The 20,465-nt window shown below is 29.4% G+C and carries 18 protein-coding genes; 9 read left to right on the plus strand and 9 right to left on the minus strand.

Features of this window, described 5'->3' with window-relative positions; genetic code table 11:
* The first annotated feature begins 121 nt into the window (after nucleotides 1–121).
* From ACULEV_RS15295 to ACULEV_RS15305, 3 genes are all read left to right on the plus strand, one after another.
* Entirely contained in the window at nucleotides 122–466 is a 345-nt protein-coding gene (locus ACULEV_RS15295; RefSeq protein WP_445455910.1) for a T9SS type A sorting domain-containing protein, read from the plus strand.
* Between the two features lie 102 nt (nucleotides 467–568).
* Nucleotides 569–2,215 (plus strand): T9SS type A sorting domain-containing protein, encoded by a 1,647-nt coding sequence (locus ACULEV_RS15300; protein WP_445455911.1) that lies wholly within the window; start codon nucleotides 569–571, stop codon nucleotides 2,213–2,215.
* 150 nt (nucleotides 2,216–2,365) lie between these two features.
* Complete coding sequence (locus tag ACULEV_RS15305) at nucleotides 2,366–3,346, plus strand: LuxE/PaaK family acyltransferase (protein ID WP_445455912.1); 981 nt, start codon at nucleotides 2,366–2,368, stop codon at nucleotides 3,344–3,346.
* A 1-nt stretch (nucleotide 3,347) separates the two neighbouring features.
* Here the strand turns inward: ACULEV_RS15305 and tyrS are convergent, their stop codons facing one another.
* Nucleotides 3,348–4,655, minus strand: coding sequence for a tyrosine--tRNA ligase (gene tyrS, locus ACULEV_RS15310; RefSeq protein WP_445455913.1), 1,308 nt, complete (start codon nucleotides 4,653–4,655; stop codon nucleotides 3,348–3,350).
* 99 nt (nucleotides 4,656–4,754) lie between these two features.
* Here tyrS and ACULEV_RS15315 point away from each other — a divergent pair, with 99 nt between their 5' ends.
* Nucleotides 4,755–5,750: an NAD-dependent epimerase/dehydratase family protein gene (locus tag ACULEV_RS15315; protein WP_445455914.1), complete on the plus strand. Its 996-nt coding sequence runs from the start codon at nucleotides 4,755–4,757 to the stop codon at nucleotides 5,748–5,750.
* Here the strand turns inward: ACULEV_RS15315 and ACULEV_RS15320 are convergent.
* Genes ACULEV_RS15320 through ACULEV_RS15330 form a run of 3 tightly spaced genes read right to left on the minus strand, consistent with a single transcriptional unit; the run spans nucleotide 5,701 to nucleotide 8,206 of the window.
* Nucleotides 5,701–6,135 carry a DUF4296 domain-containing protein gene (locus ACULEV_RS15320; RefSeq protein ID WP_445455915.1) on the minus strand — a complete coding sequence of 145 codons (435 nt, stop codon included), beginning with the start codon at nucleotides 6,133–6,135 and terminating at the stop codon, nucleotides 5,701–5,703. The genes ACULEV_RS15315 and ACULEV_RS15320 overlap by 50 nt on opposite strands.
* A 2-nt stretch (nucleotides 6,136–6,137) precedes the next feature.
* Nucleotides 6,138–7,481 carry a dihydroorotase gene (locus ACULEV_RS15325; protein ID WP_445455916.1) on the minus strand — a complete coding sequence of 448 codons (1,344 nt, stop codon included), beginning with the start codon at nucleotides 7,479–7,481 and terminating at the stop codon, nucleotides 6,138–6,140.
* Nucleotides 7,481–8,206: a polyprenol monophosphomannose synthase gene (locus tag ACULEV_RS15330; RefSeq protein WP_445455917.1), complete on the minus strand. Its 726-nt coding sequence runs from the start codon at nucleotides 8,204–8,206 to the stop codon at nucleotides 7,481–7,483. Before ACULEV_RS15330 ends, ACULEV_RS15325 begins: the two co-directional genes overlap by 1 nt.
* Before the next feature lie 104 nt (nucleotides 8,207–8,310).
* Here ACULEV_RS15330 and ACULEV_RS15335 point away from each other — a divergent pair, with 104 nt between their 5' ends.
* Both ACULEV_RS15335 and ACULEV_RS15340 read left to right on the plus strand, forming a co-directional pair.
* The gene (locus ACULEV_RS15335; RefSeq protein ID WP_445455918.1) at nucleotides 8,311–8,979 is read left to right on the plus strand and encodes a DUF4271 domain-containing protein; all 669 of its coding nucleotides are present in this window, start codon (nucleotides 8,311–8,313) and stop codon (nucleotides 8,977–8,979) included.
* Nucleotides 8,980–8,989: 10 nt separating this feature from the next.
* The gene (locus ACULEV_RS15340; protein ID WP_445455919.1) at nucleotides 8,990–9,748 is read left to right on the plus strand and encodes a uroporphyrinogen-III synthase; all 759 of its coding nucleotides are present in this window, start codon (nucleotides 8,990–8,992) and stop codon (nucleotides 9,746–9,748) included.
* 71 nt (nucleotides 9,749–9,819) lie between these two features.
* Here ACULEV_RS15340 and pckA read toward each other — a convergent pair whose 3' ends face one another.
* Together pckA and ACULEV_RS15350 are read right to left on the minus strand one after the other, a co-directional pair.
* Nucleotides 9,820–11,445, minus strand: coding sequence for a phosphoenolpyruvate carboxykinase (ATP) (gene pckA, locus ACULEV_RS15345; RefSeq protein ID WP_445455920.1), 1,626 nt, complete (start codon nucleotides 11,443–11,445; stop codon nucleotides 9,820–9,822).
* A 66-nt stretch (nucleotides 11,446–11,511) separates the two neighbouring features.
* On the minus strand, nucleotides 11,512–11,901 hold the full coding sequence (locus ACULEV_RS15350) for a DUF423 domain-containing protein (RefSeq protein WP_445455921.1): 390 nt from the start codon (nucleotides 11,899–11,901) through the stop codon (nucleotides 11,512–11,514).
* A gap of 221 nt (nucleotides 11,902–12,122) precedes the next feature.
* Between ACULEV_RS15350 and ACULEV_RS15355 the strand changes: the two genes are divergently transcribed.
* The 3 genes from ACULEV_RS15355 to ACULEV_RS15365 all read left to right on the plus strand — a co-directional run bounded on the left by ACULEV_RS15355 (nucleotide 12,123) and on the right by ACULEV_RS15365 (nucleotide 16,858).
* Entirely contained in the window at nucleotides 12,123–14,723 is a 2,601-nt protein-coding gene (locus tag ACULEV_RS15355) for a zinc-dependent metalloprotease (protein WP_445455922.1), read from the plus strand.
* Between the two features lie 181 nt (nucleotides 14,724–14,904).
* Nucleotides 14,905–16,275 (plus strand): saccharopine dehydrogenase family protein, encoded by a 1,371-nt coding sequence (locus ACULEV_RS15360; protein WP_445455923.1) that lies wholly within the window; start codon nucleotides 14,905–14,907, stop codon nucleotides 16,273–16,275.
* 100 nt (nucleotides 16,276–16,375) lie between these two features.
* The gene (locus ACULEV_RS15365) at nucleotides 16,376–16,858 is read left to right on the plus strand and encodes an Lrp/AsnC family transcriptional regulator (RefSeq protein WP_445455924.1); all 483 of its coding nucleotides are present in this window, start codon (nucleotides 16,376–16,378) and stop codon (nucleotides 16,856–16,858) included.
* 77 nt (nucleotides 16,859–16,935) lie between these two features.
* Here ACULEV_RS15365 and ACULEV_RS15370 read toward each other — a convergent pair whose 3' ends face one another.
* From ACULEV_RS15370 to ACULEV_RS15380, 3 genes are all read right to left on the minus strand, one after another.
* Nucleotides 16,936–17,634 (minus strand): zinc metallopeptidase, encoded by a 699-nt coding sequence (locus ACULEV_RS15370; RefSeq protein ID WP_445455925.1) that lies wholly within the window; start codon nucleotides 17,632–17,634, stop codon nucleotides 16,936–16,938.
* Nucleotides 17,635–17,737: 103 nt separating this feature from the next.
* Nucleotides 17,738–18,391: a response regulator gene (locus ACULEV_RS15375; RefSeq protein WP_445455926.1), complete on the minus strand. Its 654-nt coding sequence runs from the start codon at nucleotides 18,389–18,391 to the stop codon at nucleotides 17,738–17,740.
* On the minus strand, nucleotides 18,360–20,381 hold the full coding sequence (locus ACULEV_RS15380; protein ID WP_445455927.1) for an ATP-binding protein: 2,022 nt from the start codon (nucleotides 20,379–20,381) through the stop codon (nucleotides 18,360–18,362). Before ACULEV_RS15380 ends, ACULEV_RS15375 begins: the two co-directional genes overlap by 32 nt.
* Between the last annotated feature and the right edge of the window lie 84 nt (nucleotides 20,382–20,465).

Genomic DNA, 20,465 nt, shown 5'->3' on the forward strand with positions numbered 1-20,465 from the left:
ACGCAATTAATTAGAATTTTTCTATACAAAAAGTTAAAAATCCCTCAAATGAGGGATTTTTTATTTGGCATTGTTATTGTAATATAAAAAATGATTATATTTACCCTTTAAAATAGAGCGAGTGATAAAAAAATACTTTTATATAATTCTTTTCAGTACATTTTTATTTTCTGTAGATATATTATCACAGAATAGTAAAAGCAATGTAAGTACTAGTAGAACTCAAGAGCCATCAATTGAGGGCCTAACTATTTATCCTAATCCTGTAAACACTGGAAAAATCTACATTACCTCAAAACTAGGTTTAGAAAAAAAAGTAGAAATTTTTGATGTTTTAGGAAAAAAAGTATTTGAAGCTATAGTTACTACAAAAGAAGTCAACATTAGTGCTCTAAATACTGGTGTTTATATTGTAAAAGTAAAAGAAGGAGAAACCTCTGCTACTCGAAAGCTAATTATCAATTAGTTACAAAAACCTCAATACCCTTATTTAACCATAATTTTACACAGCTATTTTCTTTCAAAAGAAAATAGTTCTTATATTTGTACACATTTAAAAAACTTAAAAATGAAAAAAATTTACTTTTTATTATTTTCTTTATTTTCTTTAGTAACATACTCGCAAGGGAGTGAAGACTTTACTAATTCTACTGCTACTGCGACTTATGCTGATGGTAATTTCACAGGAAACGATGGCTTCACATGGTCATACGGTCATTCAAGAAACGAAGAAACTTATGGAATTGACGGAAATGGTCTAATGCTTAGAAGAGCGTCAGATAGTTACTTACAAGCAACTATCCCTGGAGGTGTTGGAAATTTATCTTTTCAATATAGAAAAGCATTTACAGGAAATACCGAAAGACAATTGGAAATTTTGGTGAATGGTGTTGCGGTTACAACAACTCCTGCATTTGGAACAGTATCTGAAACAACTGTTTATGACTTCAATTTTGATATAAATCAACCTGGTAGCGTTGTCATTACAATTAAAAACGTTGGTGTAACTACAACTAACAGGCAAACTGTTATAGACAATATTGTTTGGACTTCTTTTAGCGGAACACCTACCCCTTCATTGTCTATTTCTTCTCCTGCTAATGCAACTATGTACGCACCAAACACAACTAATGTAAACGTTAGTATGAATGTATTAAACTTCAATGTTGCTAACGGAACTGGAGATGGGCATTTAACTTACAGCATAAATGGAGCAACTGCTATTGATAAATTTGACACTACAGACATAACTATACCTGTCACTCAAGGTCAATCATACACAGTTGAATTAGAATTAGTAGACAATACCGGAGCTCCTTTATCAACTCCTGTTACGGCAACAGTGAGTTTCTCTATTGCAAGTTTTATACCTGTTACAGACATTGCTACTTTAAGAGCAGATGTAATTACAAATGGAGCAGGTAGATATTATGAAGTTACTGGAAATCCAATTATTACTTATGCAAGAGCAACAAGAAATCAAAAGTATATTCAAGATGCTACAGCTGGTATATTAATTGATGATAACACTGCAATAATAACAACAACCATGGTTGAAGGTGATGCAATTGCAGGTTTAAGAGGCCAAACATCAATTTTTAATGGCGTTTTACAATTATTACCAATAGAAGATGCAACTGTTTTTTCTTCATCTAACACAATAACTCCACAAATAGTTACTATAGCTGACATTCTAGGAGACATTGAAGCTTATGAAAGTGAATTAGTACAAATTAACGGAGTTACTTTTGCTGATGGAAATGGTGCAACAACTTTTGCTGTAAATACAAACTACGACATTAATGACGGAGCAACTATGACTTTTAGATCTATGTTTGCTGAAGCAAATTATGTTGTTAATACTGATTTGGTTCCAACAGGCGCAAATAATATCGTAGTATTAGTAGCGGAATTTAATGGAACTGCTCAAGTTGTTGCTCGTGATTTAAGCGATTTAACTTTATCAACTAAATCTTTCAATGCAATTGATGGTTTAACAATGTATCCAAATCCTTTATCTGGAAATACATTAAACTTCTCTTCTACTGCTAATAACACTATGACTGTTCAAATTTTTGATATCTTAGGAAAAGAAGTAGCAAAAGGAAATGTGGTTAACAATACATTCAACACAGGAAACTTAAACGCTGGAATTTACATTGTTAAAGTTACTGAAGAAGGAAAAACTGCTACAAGAAAATTAGTAGTAAAATAATACTATTGTCATTCTGAATTTATTTAACTCCGTTGAATCTTCGATTTCAGAATCTCAAAAAGCATAAAAGCACCAATATATATCGTTGGTGCTTTTTTTATTTTATACTTTTGCAAAGATTCTGATATTAATCAGTGACAAGAGAAAACGATGATTTCAACGGAAGATATATTGACCATTTCAAGCAAAAGAGATTTTGAAAAACTAGCACTTAAAGTTTTTCGATACCAATATGATAACAATAATGTCTATCAAGAATTTTGTGCTTTTTTGAAAAAGGATAAATCCAATGTGAAATCGATTTTAGAAATTCCGTTTTTGCCTATTCAATTTTTTAAAAGCCACAAAATCATTAGTTCAACTGAAACCATTCAAGAAACTTTTACAAGTAGTGGCACCACAGGAATGGAAACTAGTAAACATTTTATAACTGACCTTTCTGTTTACGAACAAAGTTACCGCAAAGGTTTTTCTGAGTTTTATGGCAATATTGAAGATTATTGTGTTTTAGCCTTACTTCCATCTTATTTAGATCGTGAAGGTTCTTCTTTAATTTACATGGTTGATGATTTAATTCAAAGTAGCAATCATCCAGATTCAGGATTTTATTTGAAGAATTACCATGAATTAGTTACCAAATTAATAGAATTGGACACATCTGGTCAAAACGTTATTTTAATAGGTGTAACTTATGCCTTATTGGATTTAATTGAACTACATCAATTTCAATTAAAGAATACTATTATCATGGAAACTGGTGGTATGAAAGGCAAACGAAAAGAAATCATTAGAGAAGAATTACATGAAATCTTATGCAAAGGTTTTGGTGTTCCAGTCATTCATTCTGAATATGGTATGACTGAATTATTATCGCAAGCCTATTCCTTAGGAAATGGTATTTTTGAATGTCCTCCTTGGATGCAAATTCTTACAAGAGATACAGAAGATGCATTATCTTATGTTGATGCTGGAAAAACTGGAGGAATTAACGTAATTGATTTGGCAAACATAAATTCCTGTTCGTTTATAGCTACGCAAGATTTGGGGAAAAAATATCCCAACCATTCTTTCGAAGTGTTGGGACGTTTTGATAACTCTGATATTAGAGGATGTAATTTAATGGTTTTGTAAATTAAACTACTCTAATTACATAATAATTTTTCTTTCCTTTTTGTAATAACAAAAACTGATTGTTAATTAAATCTTCATCTGTAATAACTCTTTCTTCAGTTACTTTTGTTTTATTCAAAGAAACTGAATTCTGCTTCAATTCTCTTCTAGCTTCACTGTTTGATTTTAAGAAATTTGTTTTAGTAGCCAATGCCTCAATAATATCTAATCCTTCGTTAAATTCTGCTCTTGAAATTTCTACCATTGGAATACCTCTAAAAATGTTTAATAATTCACTTTCGTTCATATTATTCAAATCGGTCATGTCTTTACTAAAAAAAGCTCGAGATGCAAAAATTGCAATATCTAAATCTTCTTTAGAATGCACTAAAAGCATTAATTCTTCCGCTAATTTCTTTTGTAAAATATTAGCTCCTCTATCAATATTATGCTCTGTAATTAAGTTCTCAATTGTTTCTTGGTCCAAAAATGTAAAAATTTTAATGTATTTTTCGGCATCAGCATCAGTAGCATTTAACCAAAATTGGTAAAAAGTATATGGAGTTGTTTTATCTGCATCTAACCACACATTTCCACCTTCAGATTTTCCAAATTTAGAACCATCTGCTTTTGTAATTAATGGTGTTGTTAAAGCATAAGCTTTTGAAACCTCATCATTGCCTACATTCATTCTACGCACTAATTCTGTTCCTGTAGTAATATTTCCCCATTGATCGCTTCCTCCCATTTGTAATAAACAATTATATTCTTTATTTAAATGGTAAAAATCATATCCTTGAATTAATTGGTATGTAAACTCTGTAAAACTCATTCCTTCTGCTCCTTCTTCTCCGCTTAAACGTTTTTTTACAGAATCTTTAGACATCATATAATTTACTGTGATGCGTTTTCCAACATCACGAGCAAAATCAATAAATGAAAAATCTTTCATCCAATCGTAATTATTAACTAATATTGGAGCATTTTCATCTTTAGCATCAAAATCTAAAAAACGAGACAAAACTCCTTTTATTCCATTAACATTATGATTTAATGTCGCTTCATCTAATAAATTACGCTCATTAGATTTCCCTGACGGATCACCTATCATTCCAGTTGCACCACCTACTAACGCAATAGCTTTGTGTCCAAATCTCCTTAAATGCATTAATAAAATAATTTGCACTAAACTTCCTATATGTAAAGAATCTGCTGTAGGATCAAAACCAATATAAGCTGTAGTTGCTTCTTTTAGTAATTGTTCTTCTGTTCCAGGCATCATATCATGAAACAAACCTCTCCAACGTAATTCTTCTACTAAATTCTTCATTTCTCTAATTAATTTTGGCAAAGATAGTTTTTAGTTTAAAAGTTTAAAAGTTTAGCTGTTTAAAAAAACAGCATTTAAAAGTTTTTTTATCTTTACAACATGATATTAGTTACTGGTGCAACAGGTTTAGTAGGTTCACATTTACTTATTCAACTGCTTCAAGAAAATGAAACAGTTAAAGCTTTATATAGAAATAAGAACAAAATTGAAGCTGTAAAAAATGTTTTTCTCTTTAAAAACCAATTAGATTTATTCGATAAAATCAATTGGATTCAAGGTGACATAACAGACATTCCTTCTCTAGAAATTGCTTTTGAAAATATTACAGAAGTATATCATTGTGCCGCACTAATTTCATTTGATCCAAAAGATGAGGAAAACCTTCGTAAAACAAATATTGAAGGTACTGCCAATGTAGTAAATTGTTGTTTGGATTTTAAGATTAAAAAACTTTGTTATGTGAGCTCAATAGCTGCTTTGGGTGATGCTAAAGAAAATGAATCTATAATTACCGAAGAAACCGAATGGAATCCTGAAAAGCTACATAGTGATTATGCCATATCTAAATTTGGTGCAGAAATGGAAGTATGGAGAAGTCACCAAGAGGGTTTAAAGGTTGTTATTGTAAATCCAGGAGTAATTTTTGGTTATGGTTTTCCAAAACAAGGCAGTAGTCTTATTTTAAATTCCATAAAAAAAGGAATGACTTTCTACACAAAAGGAAAAGTAGGAATTATTGCTGTTGAAGATGTTGTTTCTATTATGCATTTATTAATGAAGCAAAATACAACTGGAGAACGTTTTACTCTTATTGCAGAAAACGTAACTTTTGAAAACATTTTATTTTGGATTGCTGATGCAATGAAATTAAAAAGACCTTTTATAAATGCCAACAAAACCCTTACAAATTTTGCTTGGAAAATGGACTGGTTATTATCTAAATTATCAGGCAGAAAAAGAAAATTTACTAAACAAGCTGGTTTAGCATCACATAACAAAAGTGAATACAGTAGCATTAAAATTAAAGAAAAGCTAAACTATTCCTTTATTGATATGAAAGAGTATCTTTATTCACTTTCAAAAAATTATTATTAAATTTTCTTTTTTTCAAAGGTGACTTTTCTGGACTATTTTTGTCTTCTTTAGCTACTAAAGTATCAATTAATGTTTTTTCTTTTTCTAACCTTTCTGAAACCTTTTTATACATACTTTTATATTTTTTAAAATCAGAAGCATAATAAAGCTGATTTTGATAATAAGTAGTACTGTCTATGTTGTACTTTAAATAAATATAATTTTTAATTCTAATTTTATTTTCAGTTAATTTATTAGGCAAATAAGCTTCTGCTGCTTGAAGCAAAGCAGTATCATATAATATATCTACCATGATTTCTTCGTCCAGTAAATTATCTGGTTTTGGAACCGGACTTTCATTACACGAAATTGAAACTAGTAACAAAAAAAAAACAAGTCTTTTCATAATTATTCTCTTTCAAACAACAATCTTTGTGCTGCTTTTACTTCTTTGATTCTTCCATTAGCATAAACCAGTTTCCCATTAACGAATGTATGAGTAACTCTAGATTTAAAATTGGTTCCTTCAAATGGAGACCAACCACAATGATACAAAATATTTTCCTTTTTTACATTCCATGGTAAATGAGGATTTACTATTGCTAAATCAGCATAATAACCCTCTTTTATAAAACCTCTTTTCTCTATTTTGAAAATTTTAGCTGGATTGTGGCACATTTTTTCCACTACTTTTTCCACAGAAATTTTTTCTCTATGAACAGCTTCAAACATTGCAACAACTGCATGTTGTACTAATGGTCCACCAGAAGGACAACTTGTATATGGATTAATTTTTTCTTCTAATGTATGTGGAGCATGATCGGTTGCTATAACGTCAATTCTATCATCTAATAACGCATTCCATAGCGCTTCTCTATCATCAACCGTTTTTACAGCAGGATTCCATTTTATCAAAGAGCCTTTATTTTCATAATCTTCGTTACTAAACCAAAGGTGATGTACACAAACTTCTGCTGTAATTTGTTTTTGTTCCAATGGAATTTTATTGGTAAACAACTCTATTTCCTTAGCTGTAGATAAATGAAAAACATGCAATCTTGCCCCCGTTTTTTTAGCCAAAGCAATTGCTTTTGAAGAAGATAAATAACAAGCCTCATCACTCCTAATTAAATGATGGTATTTCACAGGAATATCTTCTCCATATTGCTCTTTATACTTCTCTAAATTTGCTTTTATAGTTGCTTCATCTTCACAATGAACAGCAATTAGCATTTTAGTAGATGAAAATATCTTCTCTAATACTTCTTGATTATCCACAAGCATATTACCTGTTGAAGAACCTAAAAACAATTTTATTCCAGCAACATTTCTAGGATTTGTTTTTAATACTTCGTCCAAATTATCATTGGTTCCACCCATCATAAAAGAATAATTCGCATAAGAAGTTTCTGCAGCTATCTTATATTTATCTTCTAATAATTCCTGTGTTATAGCATTAGGTATAGTGTTAGGCTGTTCTATAAAAGAAGTAATTCCTCCTGCTATAGCTGCTCTACTCTCAGTTGCTATTGTTCCTTTGTGTGTTAATCCTGGCTCTCTAAAATGAACTTGATCATCTATAGCTCCTGGTATTAAATAACTTCCTTCTGCATCAATAATAACGCAATCAGATGATTTCAAACTTATTTGCTCTGCAATTTCTTTTATGAATTCGTTTTCAATTAACACATCTCCTTCAAAAACAACTCCTTCATTAACAATCTTTGCATTTTTAATTAAAAAAGTACTCATTATAATTTGTTAAAAATTTTTCTTATTCGCAATAATATTACACCAAAAACAGCTTCTCTAATGATTGAGCCACTCATTTTTGATTGTCCTTTAGTTCTATCTGTAAAAATTATAGGGACTTCTACAATTTTGAACTTTTGAACATAAGCTCTATATTTCATTTCTATCTGAAACGCATAACCAATGAATTTTATTCTATCTAAATTGATTTTTTCTAAAACAATTTTTTTATAGCAAATAAACCCAGCTGTTGCATCGTGTATTTTCATGCCAGTAATCAACTTCACATACACTGAAGCAAAGTAAGACATCAAAACTCTACTTAAAGGCCAATTGACCACATTTACTCCTGTAGAGTATCTAGATCCAATAGCTACATCAGCATTTTCTGATTGACATGCATGCAAGAGTCTTTCTAAATCATTTGGATTATGTGAAAAATCTGCATCCATTTCAAAAATATAATCATATCCTTGACTTAAAGCCCATTTAAACCCATGAACATAAGCTGTTCCTAATCCAGATTTTTTTGGTCTAACTGAAAGAAAAAGTCTCTCTTTAAATACAGACTGTAATTCTTCAACACATTTCGAAGTTCCATCTGGGGAATTATCATCAACAATTAAAACATGAAAAGTCGTATTCAATAAAAATATTGCTTTTATAATACTCTCAATATTTTCTATCTCATTATATGTAGGTATGACTACTATTGCCTTCAACATTATTTAATTTAATTTTCGGATACAAAAATAAACTATTTCTTAAGTTTATCTCTTAATAAATTTATAATAATTATTTGAAGTTAATTTTTGTAAATTTGCCACAAATGCTAGCAATACAATTTCAAGAGAGAGTCATTCACTTTAAAGACTGGGCAACAATTTTATTTGTCCTGAGTTTTCTTGTTATAGGAATAAATAAAAACGTATTTCAAGCTCGTTTTAATGAATTTGTTAAATTAGCTATTTCAGATAAATATACTAAAATTTACAAAGACACGAGTAATTTGATGAGTAGTTTTACCATCTCGATGTTTTTCGTTCAGCTTTTTTCATTTGCATTTTTCATTCTTTTATTACTAAAACAATTTAAATTTACAAAAACAAGTGAAGGTATACTCTTTCTTCAAATTTTTACTTTTCTTGCTGTATTTATACTATCAAAGTATTTAATTGAGAAGATTATAGCTACTTCTTTTAAAATTGAAGAATTTAATGAGCAATTTAATTTATTAAAAGTCAGTTATCGAACTTATTTTGGCTTCTTACTTTTACCAATTAATGTGATACTTTATTACAATCCTATTCTTAATAAAGACTGGATTTACTATGGAATTGTAACTATTATCATAATTACCAACTTAACAACCTATTTTGTTGCTTTAAAAATGTATCAAAATTTAGTATTACGCAAAATATTTTATTTTATTTTATATCTTTGCACCCTTGAAATAGCACCTTACTATTTTATCTATTATTTTATTACAAAAAATTAGAACAAAGCGTATGTCAAATTTAAAAGTGAAAACAATTTTGGTTTCACAACCAGAACCTAAAGTAGAGAATTCCCCCTATTTTGAGTTACAAAACAAACTTAAAGTTAAAGTTGACTTCAGACCTTTTATACATGTAGAAGGTGTTCCTGCAAAAGAAATTAGAGCCCAGAAAATAGATTTAAATAATTTTACTGCTATTATTCTAACGAGCAGAAATTCTGTAGATCATTTTTTTAGAGTTGCTGAAGAAATGCGTTTTAAAGTTCCCGAGGACTTGAGGTATTTTTGTCAATCTGAAGCGGTTGCTTTTTACCTACAACGTTATGTTGTATATAGAAAGCGAAAAATTTATGTTGGCCAAAAAGACTTTGTGGATTTAGCACCTTTAATTAAGAAGTATAAAGATGAGAAATTCTTACTACCAGCTTCCGATCAATTAAATTATGATATTCCTCAAACACTAGATAGCTTGAAAATTTCTTGGACTCCTGCTATTTTTTACAAAACTGTAATGAGTGATTTATCAGATTTAAAAGATGTATATTATGATGTTCTCGCTTTTTTTAGCCCTACAGGAATAAAATCGCTTTTCAAAAATTTTCCTGATTTTAAACAAAATAATACACGTATAGCAGTTTTTGGTACAACTACTCAAAAAGAAGCTATTGATAGTGGCTTACGAGTTGACATAATGGCTCCTTCTCCAGGAACGCCATCAATGACTGGTGCTCTTGAGAAATATATAGTTGAAGTAAATAAAGGGAAATAATTATTCTTTATTAATCATAAAAAAAGGGTTCTAAAATTATTTAGAACCCTTTTTAATTATTTATTTTTATTTTATAACATTGGACCAGCTTTCACTAATTGCTGACCTTCAACATTATCTGTATACTGTTCAAAATTCTTAACGAATCTACTAGCTAAATCTTTTGCTTTCTCTTCCCACTTACTTGGAACTTCATAAGTATCTCTAGGATCTAAAATAGCTGGATTTACATGCTGTAAAGAAACTGGTACTTCAAAATTAAAAATAGGTACGGTTTTAGTTTCTACTTTTTCTATTGAACCGTCTAAAATAGCATCAATAATTGCTCTCGTATCTTTTATAGATATACGTTTCCCTGTACCATTCCAACCTGTATTAACCATATATGCAGTAGCATTGTGTTCTTCCATTTTCTTAACTAATTCCTCACCATATTTTGTAGGATGTAATGACAAAAATGCTTTACCAAAACATGCTGAGAAAGTAGGTTGTGGTTCAGTTACTCCTCTCTCTGTTCCAGCTAATTTAGCAGTAAATCCAGATAAGAAATAATATTTCGTTTGTTCTGGTGTTAATTTTGAAACTGGAGGCATTACTCCAAACGCATCTGCTGTTAAGAAAATTACTTTAGTAGCATGACCTGCTTTTGAAACAGGTTTTACAATATTCTCTATGTGATTAATTGGATAAGAAACACGAGTATTTTGAGTTACAGAACCATCAGTGAAATCAATCTTTCCATTGGAATCAAGGGTAACATTTTCTAATAAAGCATCTTTTTTAATAGCTTTATAAATATCTGGTTCATTTTCAGCACTTAAGTCGATGGTTTTCGCATAACAACCTCCTTCAAAATTGAAAACACCATCATTATCCCATCCGTGCTCATCATCTCCTATTAATTCTCTTTTAGGATCTGTAGAAAGAGTTGTTTTTCCTGTTCCAGATAAACCAAAGAAAACCGCAACATCACCATCTTTCCCTTTATTAGCCGAGCAATGCATAGAAGCAACTCCTTGTAATGGCAAATAATAGTTCATCATGGAAAACATTCCTTTCTTCATCTCACCACCATACCATGTTCCTCCTATTAATTGAATTCTTTCAGTTAAATTAAAAGCCACATAAACTTCAGAGTTCAAATTGTATTTTTCATAATCTTTAAAAGAAGCTTTAGAAGCATTCATAACAATGAAATCTGGCTCTCCAAAATTCTCTAATTCCGTTTCTGTTGGTCTAATAAACATATTTTTTACAAAATGTGCCTGCCATGCAACTTCCATTATAAATCGAACTTTCAATCGAGTATCTTCATTTGCACCACAAAAAGCATCTACAACGTAAAGTCTTTTCCCCGATAATTGATTTGTAGTAGTTTCTTTAAGAGCATTCCAAGTATCTGTTGAAATAGGCTTATTATCATTTACAGCCTTATCAGAAGTCCACCAAATTGTATCTTTGGTAACATCATCTTTTACAATATATTTGTCTTTTGGGGAACGACCTGTAAATTCTCCAGTCATAACATTAACAGCTCCAAGTTCTGATAATTGACCTCTTTCGAATCCAGTTAAACCCTCACTTAATTCTTCCTTATATAAAAACTCATATGAAGGGTTGTAAATTATTTGTGACGCGTTTCTAATTCCATATTTTTCCAACGAAATCGTTTTCGTAATTTGGGCGTAGCTATTCATAAAAAATGAGTTATGTTGTGTATGTTTTAAAGTGCAAAATTATAAATTTAATTTTAGAATGAAGAATTAAATCTTATTTTTTAGTAAAACACAATAAAACATATAACTCCATGAAGCAATTAGCAGTAATCCACCTAAAGGTGTTAGAGGACCAATATTTTTTGTTTTTATTGAAGTAATAGTACTTGTTGATAATAAATAGATAGAACCTGAAAAAAGTATAACTCCAACTAATGCTAGATAAAACACAACAGCTTTCTCTTTTAAAGTTAAAAAAGAATTATTAACCACAAACAGTAAAAACAAAGCATGGTACATTTGATAACGAACACCTACTTCAAAAGTGGTTAATTGATCCGTTGATAGTATTTTTTTTAATCCATGTGCTCCAAAGGCACCTAAAACAATTGCAACAATTCCCATTATTAGGGCAGTTAATAGGATTTTCTTTTCCATTATTTAAATATTTTAATATATGTAAAGGTAAAAAATATATTATGAATTAGAATCACTGCCTTATTAATTCATAATTCTTACTTTGGTAAAAATAACTTCATTTTCAATCTATTATCTTAAAATATTCATTTTACACTTTATATAATTTTTAACTTTTAGAGAAAATATCATTTTCTGTTTTTTTTTATATTGCAAGTTATTAAATCAATCAATAACGAATAATGAAAACTAATACATTTAAAACAAGTAAACGTATTTTCTCTGCATTCCTAATCTGTTTTTTTCTATTTCAAGGACAAACAACAGAAGCGCAAAGTAGAAGAAAAAAGAAAGAAAAAGAAGCTGCTGCTTTAGCCGCTAAAACAAAAATACCAGAAAAAAAGACCATTGAAGAACTAGTCAAACAAAGTAAAAAAATAGAAGGTCTTTTTACAATCTACCAAGATACAGTAACTGGTAGTATTCAGATGCTGATTAGCGAAGACCAAATAGGTAAAGATTTTATTTATTTTAACCAAATTGCCGATGGTGCTGCAGATATAGGACAGTTTAGAGGTTCTTATGGGCAATCAATTGTTTTTAAAATTGAAAAATATTTTGATAAAATTGAATTCATCACACAAAATACTTCTTTTTATTTTGACCCTAACAATCCAATTTCAAAATCTCAAGATGCTAATTTGAGCAAAGGGAACATGTCTAGCGAAAAAGTTTTAGCTTTTGATACAACTAAAAACATATACTTAATTTCTGCAAATGATCTTTTTTTAAAAGAAACATTATCTCAAATTAAACCTTCTAAATCGCCTACATCTTCTCCTTTTTCATTTTCATTAGGAAGTTTAGACAAAGACAAAACAAAAATAAATGCCATTAGAAATTATCCTGAAAACACAGATATTGCTGTTGAATATGTTTATTCAAATCCTTCCGTTTTAAATAATGGATCTAACTCCATATCTGATGGTAGAAATGTGAGTATAAAAGTATATCACAGCTTAATTGCAATACCAGAAAATGATTTTGAAGTTCGTTTTGACGACCCTAGAGTGGGTTATTTTACAACCCAAGTTAATGATCAAACTTCTACTTCCTCAACTCCTTATAGAGATTTAATTCACAGATGGAATTTGGTTAAAAAAGACCCAAATGCTCCCATTTCAGAACCAGTTACACCCATAACATGGTGGATAGAAAACACAACTCCTGTTGAATGGAGAGAAACTATTGCTGAAGGAGTATTAGAATGGAATAAAGCTTTTGAGCAAGCTGGTTTTAAAAATGCTATGGTAGTGAAAATACAACCTGATGATGCTACTTGGGATGCTGGTGATATTAGATACAACGTTTTAAGATGGACTTCATCACCCGATCCTGTCTTTGGTGGTTATGGACCCAGTTTTGTGAATCCTATAACTGGTGAAATTTTAGGAGCTGATATCATGTTAGAATATGTACATTTTACAAATAGAGTACTTTATGATAAAGTATTTGATTTATCTGCCACTTCAAAAAACACTGAAATTGATTTAGCTAAAAACAATCATAAATTATGTTCCTTAGGGCATATAATGCATGAAAATACTATGTTTGGGCAAGCTCTTTTAAGCAGTGCTGCTGCATCAGATTTAGAAATGGCTAGAATGAAAAAAGAATCTATGTTAGCTTTGGTTATGCATGAAGTAGGACATACACTAGGTTTAAATCATAATATGAAAGCCAGTCATATTTTTTCCCCTGAACAATTAAGCAATCCAAATTTCATCAAAGGAAAAGCCTTAACTGGATCTGTAATGGATTATGCAGACATTAATATATCTTTAGACAGAACAAAACAAGGACAGTATTATGACACTTCTGTAGGACCTTATGATGTTTGGGCGATAGAATTTGGTTATACTCCTTTTAAATCAGAGCTTGAAAAAAGAACATTACTAAACAAATCTACTCAACCAGAATTAATATTCGGTAATGATGCAGATGACATGCGTTCACCAGGAAAAGCAATTGACCCTAGAGTTATGATTGGTGATTTATCTAATGATCCTATTAGTTATTCAATTGACCGATTTATATTAGTAGATAATATGATGAAAGAAGCAAAGACAAAGTTTACTAAAACTGGTGAATCATTCCAAGAATTAAGAAGAATTTATTACCTATTAAGTAATCAAAAAAGAATTGCTGCAGGTGTTATTTCTAGATATATTGGTGGTGTTTATGTGGATAGAGCAATGGCAGGACAAGAAAACGGAACTCAACCTTTTACTCCAGTTAGCTTAAAAGACCAAAAAAGAGCCATGAATGCATTAGAAACCTATGCTTTTTCTCCTAATGCTTTTAGTGCACCAAATGATCTTTACAATTTCTTAGCAATGCAGAGAAGAGGTTATAATTTTTTCAATGGTCCAGAAGATCCAAAAATTCACGCACAAGTCTTAAGCTATCAAGAGAGCATTTTAGATCATATTTTACATTATAACACTTTACAAAGAATTGTGGATAGTGAATTGTATGGAAATGAATATAAACTTTCTGCTTTCATGAACGATTTAAATAATGCCATTTTCAAAGCAGATGCTAATAGTAACATCAATACTTTTAGACAAAACCTACAAGCTGAATATACAAATAGATTAATAAACATTGTAAAAAATGATCCTAAAAATAGAAATTCCAATGTGGTAAAATCTATGGCGCTATATAATTTGAAAAACATCAGAAAAATGATGTCTTTAGCTAATTCTGTGGATTTGGCAACAAAAGCACACAAAGAATATTTGGTAACTCTTATTGATAATAATCTAAAAGAAATTAAATAGTTTTTTTAAAAAGATATATAAAAGCGACTGTTCAAAAGAATAGTCGCTTTTGTTTTTAAATTAAACTTACTAGTATCATTTTAATCAAAAACAAGCATTAGAAAACATAAAATAAGAGTAAAAATTTTTTATAAATATAACATTTTATTACCTTCGTGTGATATTTTTGTAAATAATCATAATGAGAAACATATTAGTTATTGGTGCTGGAAGAAGTGCATCTTCCTTAATCAAATATTTATTAGACAAATCAGAAAAAGAACAATTACATATAACTATTGCTGATTTATCTTTAGAATTAGCTCAAAAGAAAACCAACAATCATCCTAATGCAAGACCTATTGCTTTTGATATACTAAATTCAGAACAAAGAAAAGAAGAAATTCAAAAAGCAGACATTGTTGTTTCTATGTTACCAGCACACATGCATATTGAAGTTGCCAAAGATTGTCTTACCTACAAAAAACATATGGTAACAGCTTCTTACATTAGCTCAGCTATGCAAGAATTGGATACACAGGTTAAAGAAAGTGGATTAGTTTTCATGAATGAAATAGGTTTAGATCCAGGCATAGACCATATGAGTGCTATGAAAATCATAGATGAAATTAGAGAAAAAGGTGGAAAAATGATATTATTTGAATCTTTTTGTGGCGGACTAGTCGCTCCAGAAAGTGATGATAATCTTTGGAATTATAAATTTACTTGGAATCCTAGAAATGTAGTTTTAGCAGGGCAAGGTGGTGCAGCCAAATTTATTCAAGAAGGTACTTATAAATACATTCCTTATAATAAATTATTTAGAAGAACCGAATTTTTAGAAGTTGAAGGTTTTGGTCGTTTTGAAGCCTATGCAAACAGAGATTCTTTGAAATACAGAAGTGTTTATGGTTTAGACGATGCTTTAACTGTATATAGAGGAACAATACGAAGAGTGGGTTATTCTAGAGCGTGGGACATTTTAGTTCAGTTAGGAATGACAGATGATTCTTATACAATAGATAATTCTGAAGAAATGACTTATCGCGAGTTTACAAATTCTTTTTTACCTTATCATCCAACAGATACGGTAGAAATTAAATTGAGACATGCTCAAAAAATTGACCAAGATGATATTATTTGGGATAAACTTTTAGAATTAGATTTATTTAATGCAGATAAAAATGTAGCCCTAAAAAATGCCACTCCTGCTCAAGTTCTAGAGAAAATTTTATCAGAAAAATGGACTTTACGACCACATGATAAAGATATGATTGTTATGTATCATAAATTTGGATATGTTATTAACAATGAAAAAAAACAAATTGACTCCACTATGGTTTGTATTGGTGATGATCAAACCTATACAGCAATGGCAAAAACTGTTGGCCTACCTGTTGCAATAGCTACTTTAAAAATTTTAAATGGAGAAATTAAAACACCTGGTGTACAATTACCTATTTCTAAAGAGATTTACACTCCTATACTAAAAGAATTAGAAGATTATGGAGTTGTTTTTAAGGAAATGCCTGTAGATTATTTAGGGTATAATCCTTTAAATGTTAGCAGCTAAAAAAATAGTAACATTATGAAATCCGAAATTTTAATTAATTTCGGATTTTTTATTTATAAAAACTTATTTTTACACTATATAGCTTACAAATAGAATTAATATGAGGATAAATCAGCTACAAATTGAAATTGACGGTATTGATAAAGAAATATTGAGAGATTTAATGGAAGATGCCAGAAAACCTATTTTACAAATTGCAAAAAAAATAGGAATTTCAGGTGCAGCCATTCACCAAAGACTTAGAAAACTTGAACAAGCTGGTGTAATTTCTGGTTCAAAATTTACCGTTGATATTAAAGTATTAGGTTATTCTACTATGGCATTTGTAGGCATTTATCTTGACAAAGCCTCTAGTAATTCAGATGCTGTAAGAGAATTAAAGAAAATACCAGAAGTACTAGAATGCCATTATACTACTGGAAATTGGAGTATTTTAATTAAAATTATTTGTAAAGATAATGAGCATTTAATGCAATTATTAAATAAAAAAATTCAGGCGATAAAAGGAGTTTCGAGAACAGAAACGTTTATTTCACTAGATCAACAAATAGATAGACAAATACAGTTAGAAGTTAGAAGTTAGAAAATTAATGTGTTAAAATAGAAATGCCAAATTCTAATAAAGAATTTGGCATTTCTATTATTTATTGCTTTTATATATTAATCTCTAGAACCTAAAATTCTAAAAGCCCAATATAAAAGTGAAGCTAATGCTCCTAAAGCAGCAACCACATAAGTTCTTGCAGCCCATTTTAAGGAATCTTCAGCACCAGCAAACTCTTGCTGACTTAACATGTTTTTATTCTTTAACCATGCTAATGCTCTATTACTTGCATCATATTCTACTGGTAATGTAATAAAACTAAAAGTAGTTGCTATAGCCATTAAAATTAAACCTGCAACAGCTACATAAAAACCAATACTCGTTTTAACTGCAAATCCTAAAATTAAACCACCCATAATCAACCATTGTGACATGCTTGAAGAAATGTTCACCAAAGGAACCATTCTTGAACGCATGGTTAGCCAACTATATGCTTGTGCATGTTGAACTGCATGTCCACATTCGTGAGCCGCAACAGCTGCAGCTGCAGCGTTTCTTTGGTTATATACTGCTTCACTTAAATTAACGGTTTTGTTTATAGGATTGTAATGGTCTGTTAATTGACCAGGTGTAGAAATTACTTTTACATCATAAATACCATTATCTGTTAACATTTTTTCAGCAATTTCTGCTCCACTCATTCCATTTCGCAAATGAATTTTTGAATAGTGAGCAAACTTGCTTTTTAGTCTTGCACTTACTAACCAACTGAAAAGAGCAATTCCTCCAATTATTATTAAATAGGTAAAATCCATAATTATTATTATTTTAAAAACTTAAAGTTACAAAATAATCATCAAATTATATTCCAATTTTTTAAAGTGCCAGTTTGTCATTTAAAAAAACTATTTACTTCCTTTACACTTCTAATAATTTATTCTTTAAGGCATAATTAATTAATTCCGCAGCATTTTTAACTTCATATTTATTTAAAATGTTTCTTCTGTGCGTTTGAACTGTTAAAAAACTTATGAATAATTTATCTGCTATTTCTTGAGTTGATTTCCCTTCGGCTAGTAAAATCAGAATGTCTTTTTCTCTTCTGCTCAGTTTGGGAATTTTCTTCAAATCATTCGCTTGCGGATTACTTATAATTTTTTTGACTTCTTCACTAAATACTATTTCACCTTCAATAGCATCGTAAATACATTTTTTAAGTTCATTTAATGAAACGTTTTTAAGAAAATAACCATTCCCTCCATTCTGAATAAACTGCATAACCAAGCTACGTTCAGATTGACTGCTCATACCAAGAATAATTATATGTGGAAATATTTTTTTTACACTTTTACACAAATCGATACCATTAATTTCAGGAAGAAAAATATCCATTATTATTAAATCGACTTGATTTTTATTTAAATATTCAATCAATTCATTTCCAGATTCAAAACTTCGAACAACTTTAATACCTTCAAATTCGGAAATTAAACTTGAAATACCTGAAATCACCATTGGATGATCATCAACAATAACTGTTTTATATGCTTTCATCATGTATTTGTTCTTCATTTGTAATTTCAATATATATAGCTGTTCCCTTATTCGGTTTGGAATCTATCTCTATTTTCCCTTCTAAAAACTCTACCCTATTTCTTACATTTTTTAATCCCATACCATTATTTTGTTTGACCTCATCTACATTAAAACCAATTCCATTATCTTCAACAGTTATGTAAAACATTTTTGAATTTTGGGTACAAGAAACTAGTATTTCCGAAGCTTTAGCATATTTTAAAGCATTATTTACTAGTTCTTGTATAATTCTATAGATAACAATTTCTTTATTTTTTGGAATAGTATAATTTTCTACTAAAAACTGAAATTCAACATTACTTTCTTCATTACTCAAGGAATAACACAAATCTTTTAGAGCATGCTCTAATCCTAATCTTAATAAAGTTTCTGGCATTAAATTTTGTGAAATATTTCGAACTTCCTTAATAGACACATCGAGAAGTGAGCTTATTTCCGAAAGTTTGTGCGTTTCATTTTGTTCCACTTTATTTAAATGCATTTTTAATCCTGAAAGCATACTTCCTAAACCGTCATGTAAATCTCTAGCAATTCTTTCTCTCTCAATTTCTTCTCCTTCTAAAAGTGCATTTGTTACTACTAACTTTTGTTTATTTTCCATCGTAAGAAGAGCTTGTTTGTAATTAATCTCTTTTTGAAAATTTAACTTTTTTTGGTTTTTATTAAATTTCCAAAATAATAAAAGTATAATAAATAATAAAATTGAAATAAGTCCGAAAAACAGACTTTTTATGTTGTTGTTTTTCGCTACAATTAAAGCTTTTTCTTTTTGAGATTCTAACAATGTAATTTTGTTTTCATTTTCTACTTTGTTAAAATTAGCCTCTAATTCAATTATTTCATTTTGATACATTGATTTATTCAAGCTATCATTTAAAACATTATATTTTTTTATGTTCAAATAAGCATTTTCAGAATCGCCCATTGCTTCATAAACTTTTGCTAATTCATAATAATTATTCTTTTTATCAACTACTAAAGGATTTTTCTCTAATAAATATTCGAGTATTTCTTTGGCTTTTGAATAGTCTTTCAATTTAAAATAAACCTCATATTGTTTATATAAAATTCTATTAATCATAAAAAGATTATTAGTCTTCTCTGCAATTTTGATTCCTAGTTCAAAATTCTTCAAAGCTTCTTCATACTGATTTTTTTTAGCATGAAAAATTCCCTTTACATAAGAATAAGCTGCATTTAAGTTTGACTCAGGTTTATTTTCCAAATAAAAATAGGCTTTATTTAGCTTTTTTTGAGCTTCGTCTAAGTTTCCAAATTCTACAAGGTTTTCAGCATAAATTATATAAGTATCAACTTTAGATTCAATTAAGGTTGGTGACTTTTTCACTGCTTGTTTTTCAATATAAAATTCTGCCTGTTTTAGATATTCATTTGCTTTTTCTCGTTGATTTGTATTCATAAAAACATTTCCAACACCTTTATATAGCGTACTAATAATTTCATTATCACCACATTTTTTAGCTATAGGAATCGCTTCATTCACTAAAAGATTCATATATTCTTTGTCTTTACTCTTCATCTGGAGTAGAATTCCGTAATTCTGAAGTACAATTGTTCTTAATCTATAGCCTTCAATACTATTGTACTTTTTTAATGCATTATTTGCTTTGACTAATTCTTTTCCAAAACCATCAAAATCGTTTTTAAAATAATACTCATATGAATTATAATAAATAGAAATATCTTTCAAAAAAGGAAAATTCTTCATTTGTGAATTGGCTAATTTTAGATGTTCTCTATACTTTTCTAAATTCTGAGATTTTAAAAAAAGTAAAGAAATTCTAAAGTTATTTAACGCTTTAATACTATCTGAAGAAGTGCTTTTATTAACATTTATAATACTGTCGATATATGTTTTATTAGCATCTAATGAATGTATTCTTTGAGAATTTGCTTTAAAAAAGAATACAAATGAAAAAATAAAAACTATTCTGTTTACTCTCATATAAAAAAGACTTTATCAAATGTAATAAGAATATTGGTTTCTATTTTTTTACCCTATCATTTTTACCTGAAATCAGGTAAAAAA

This window comes from Flavobacterium sp. HNIBRBA15423 (genome assembly GCF_052655965.1).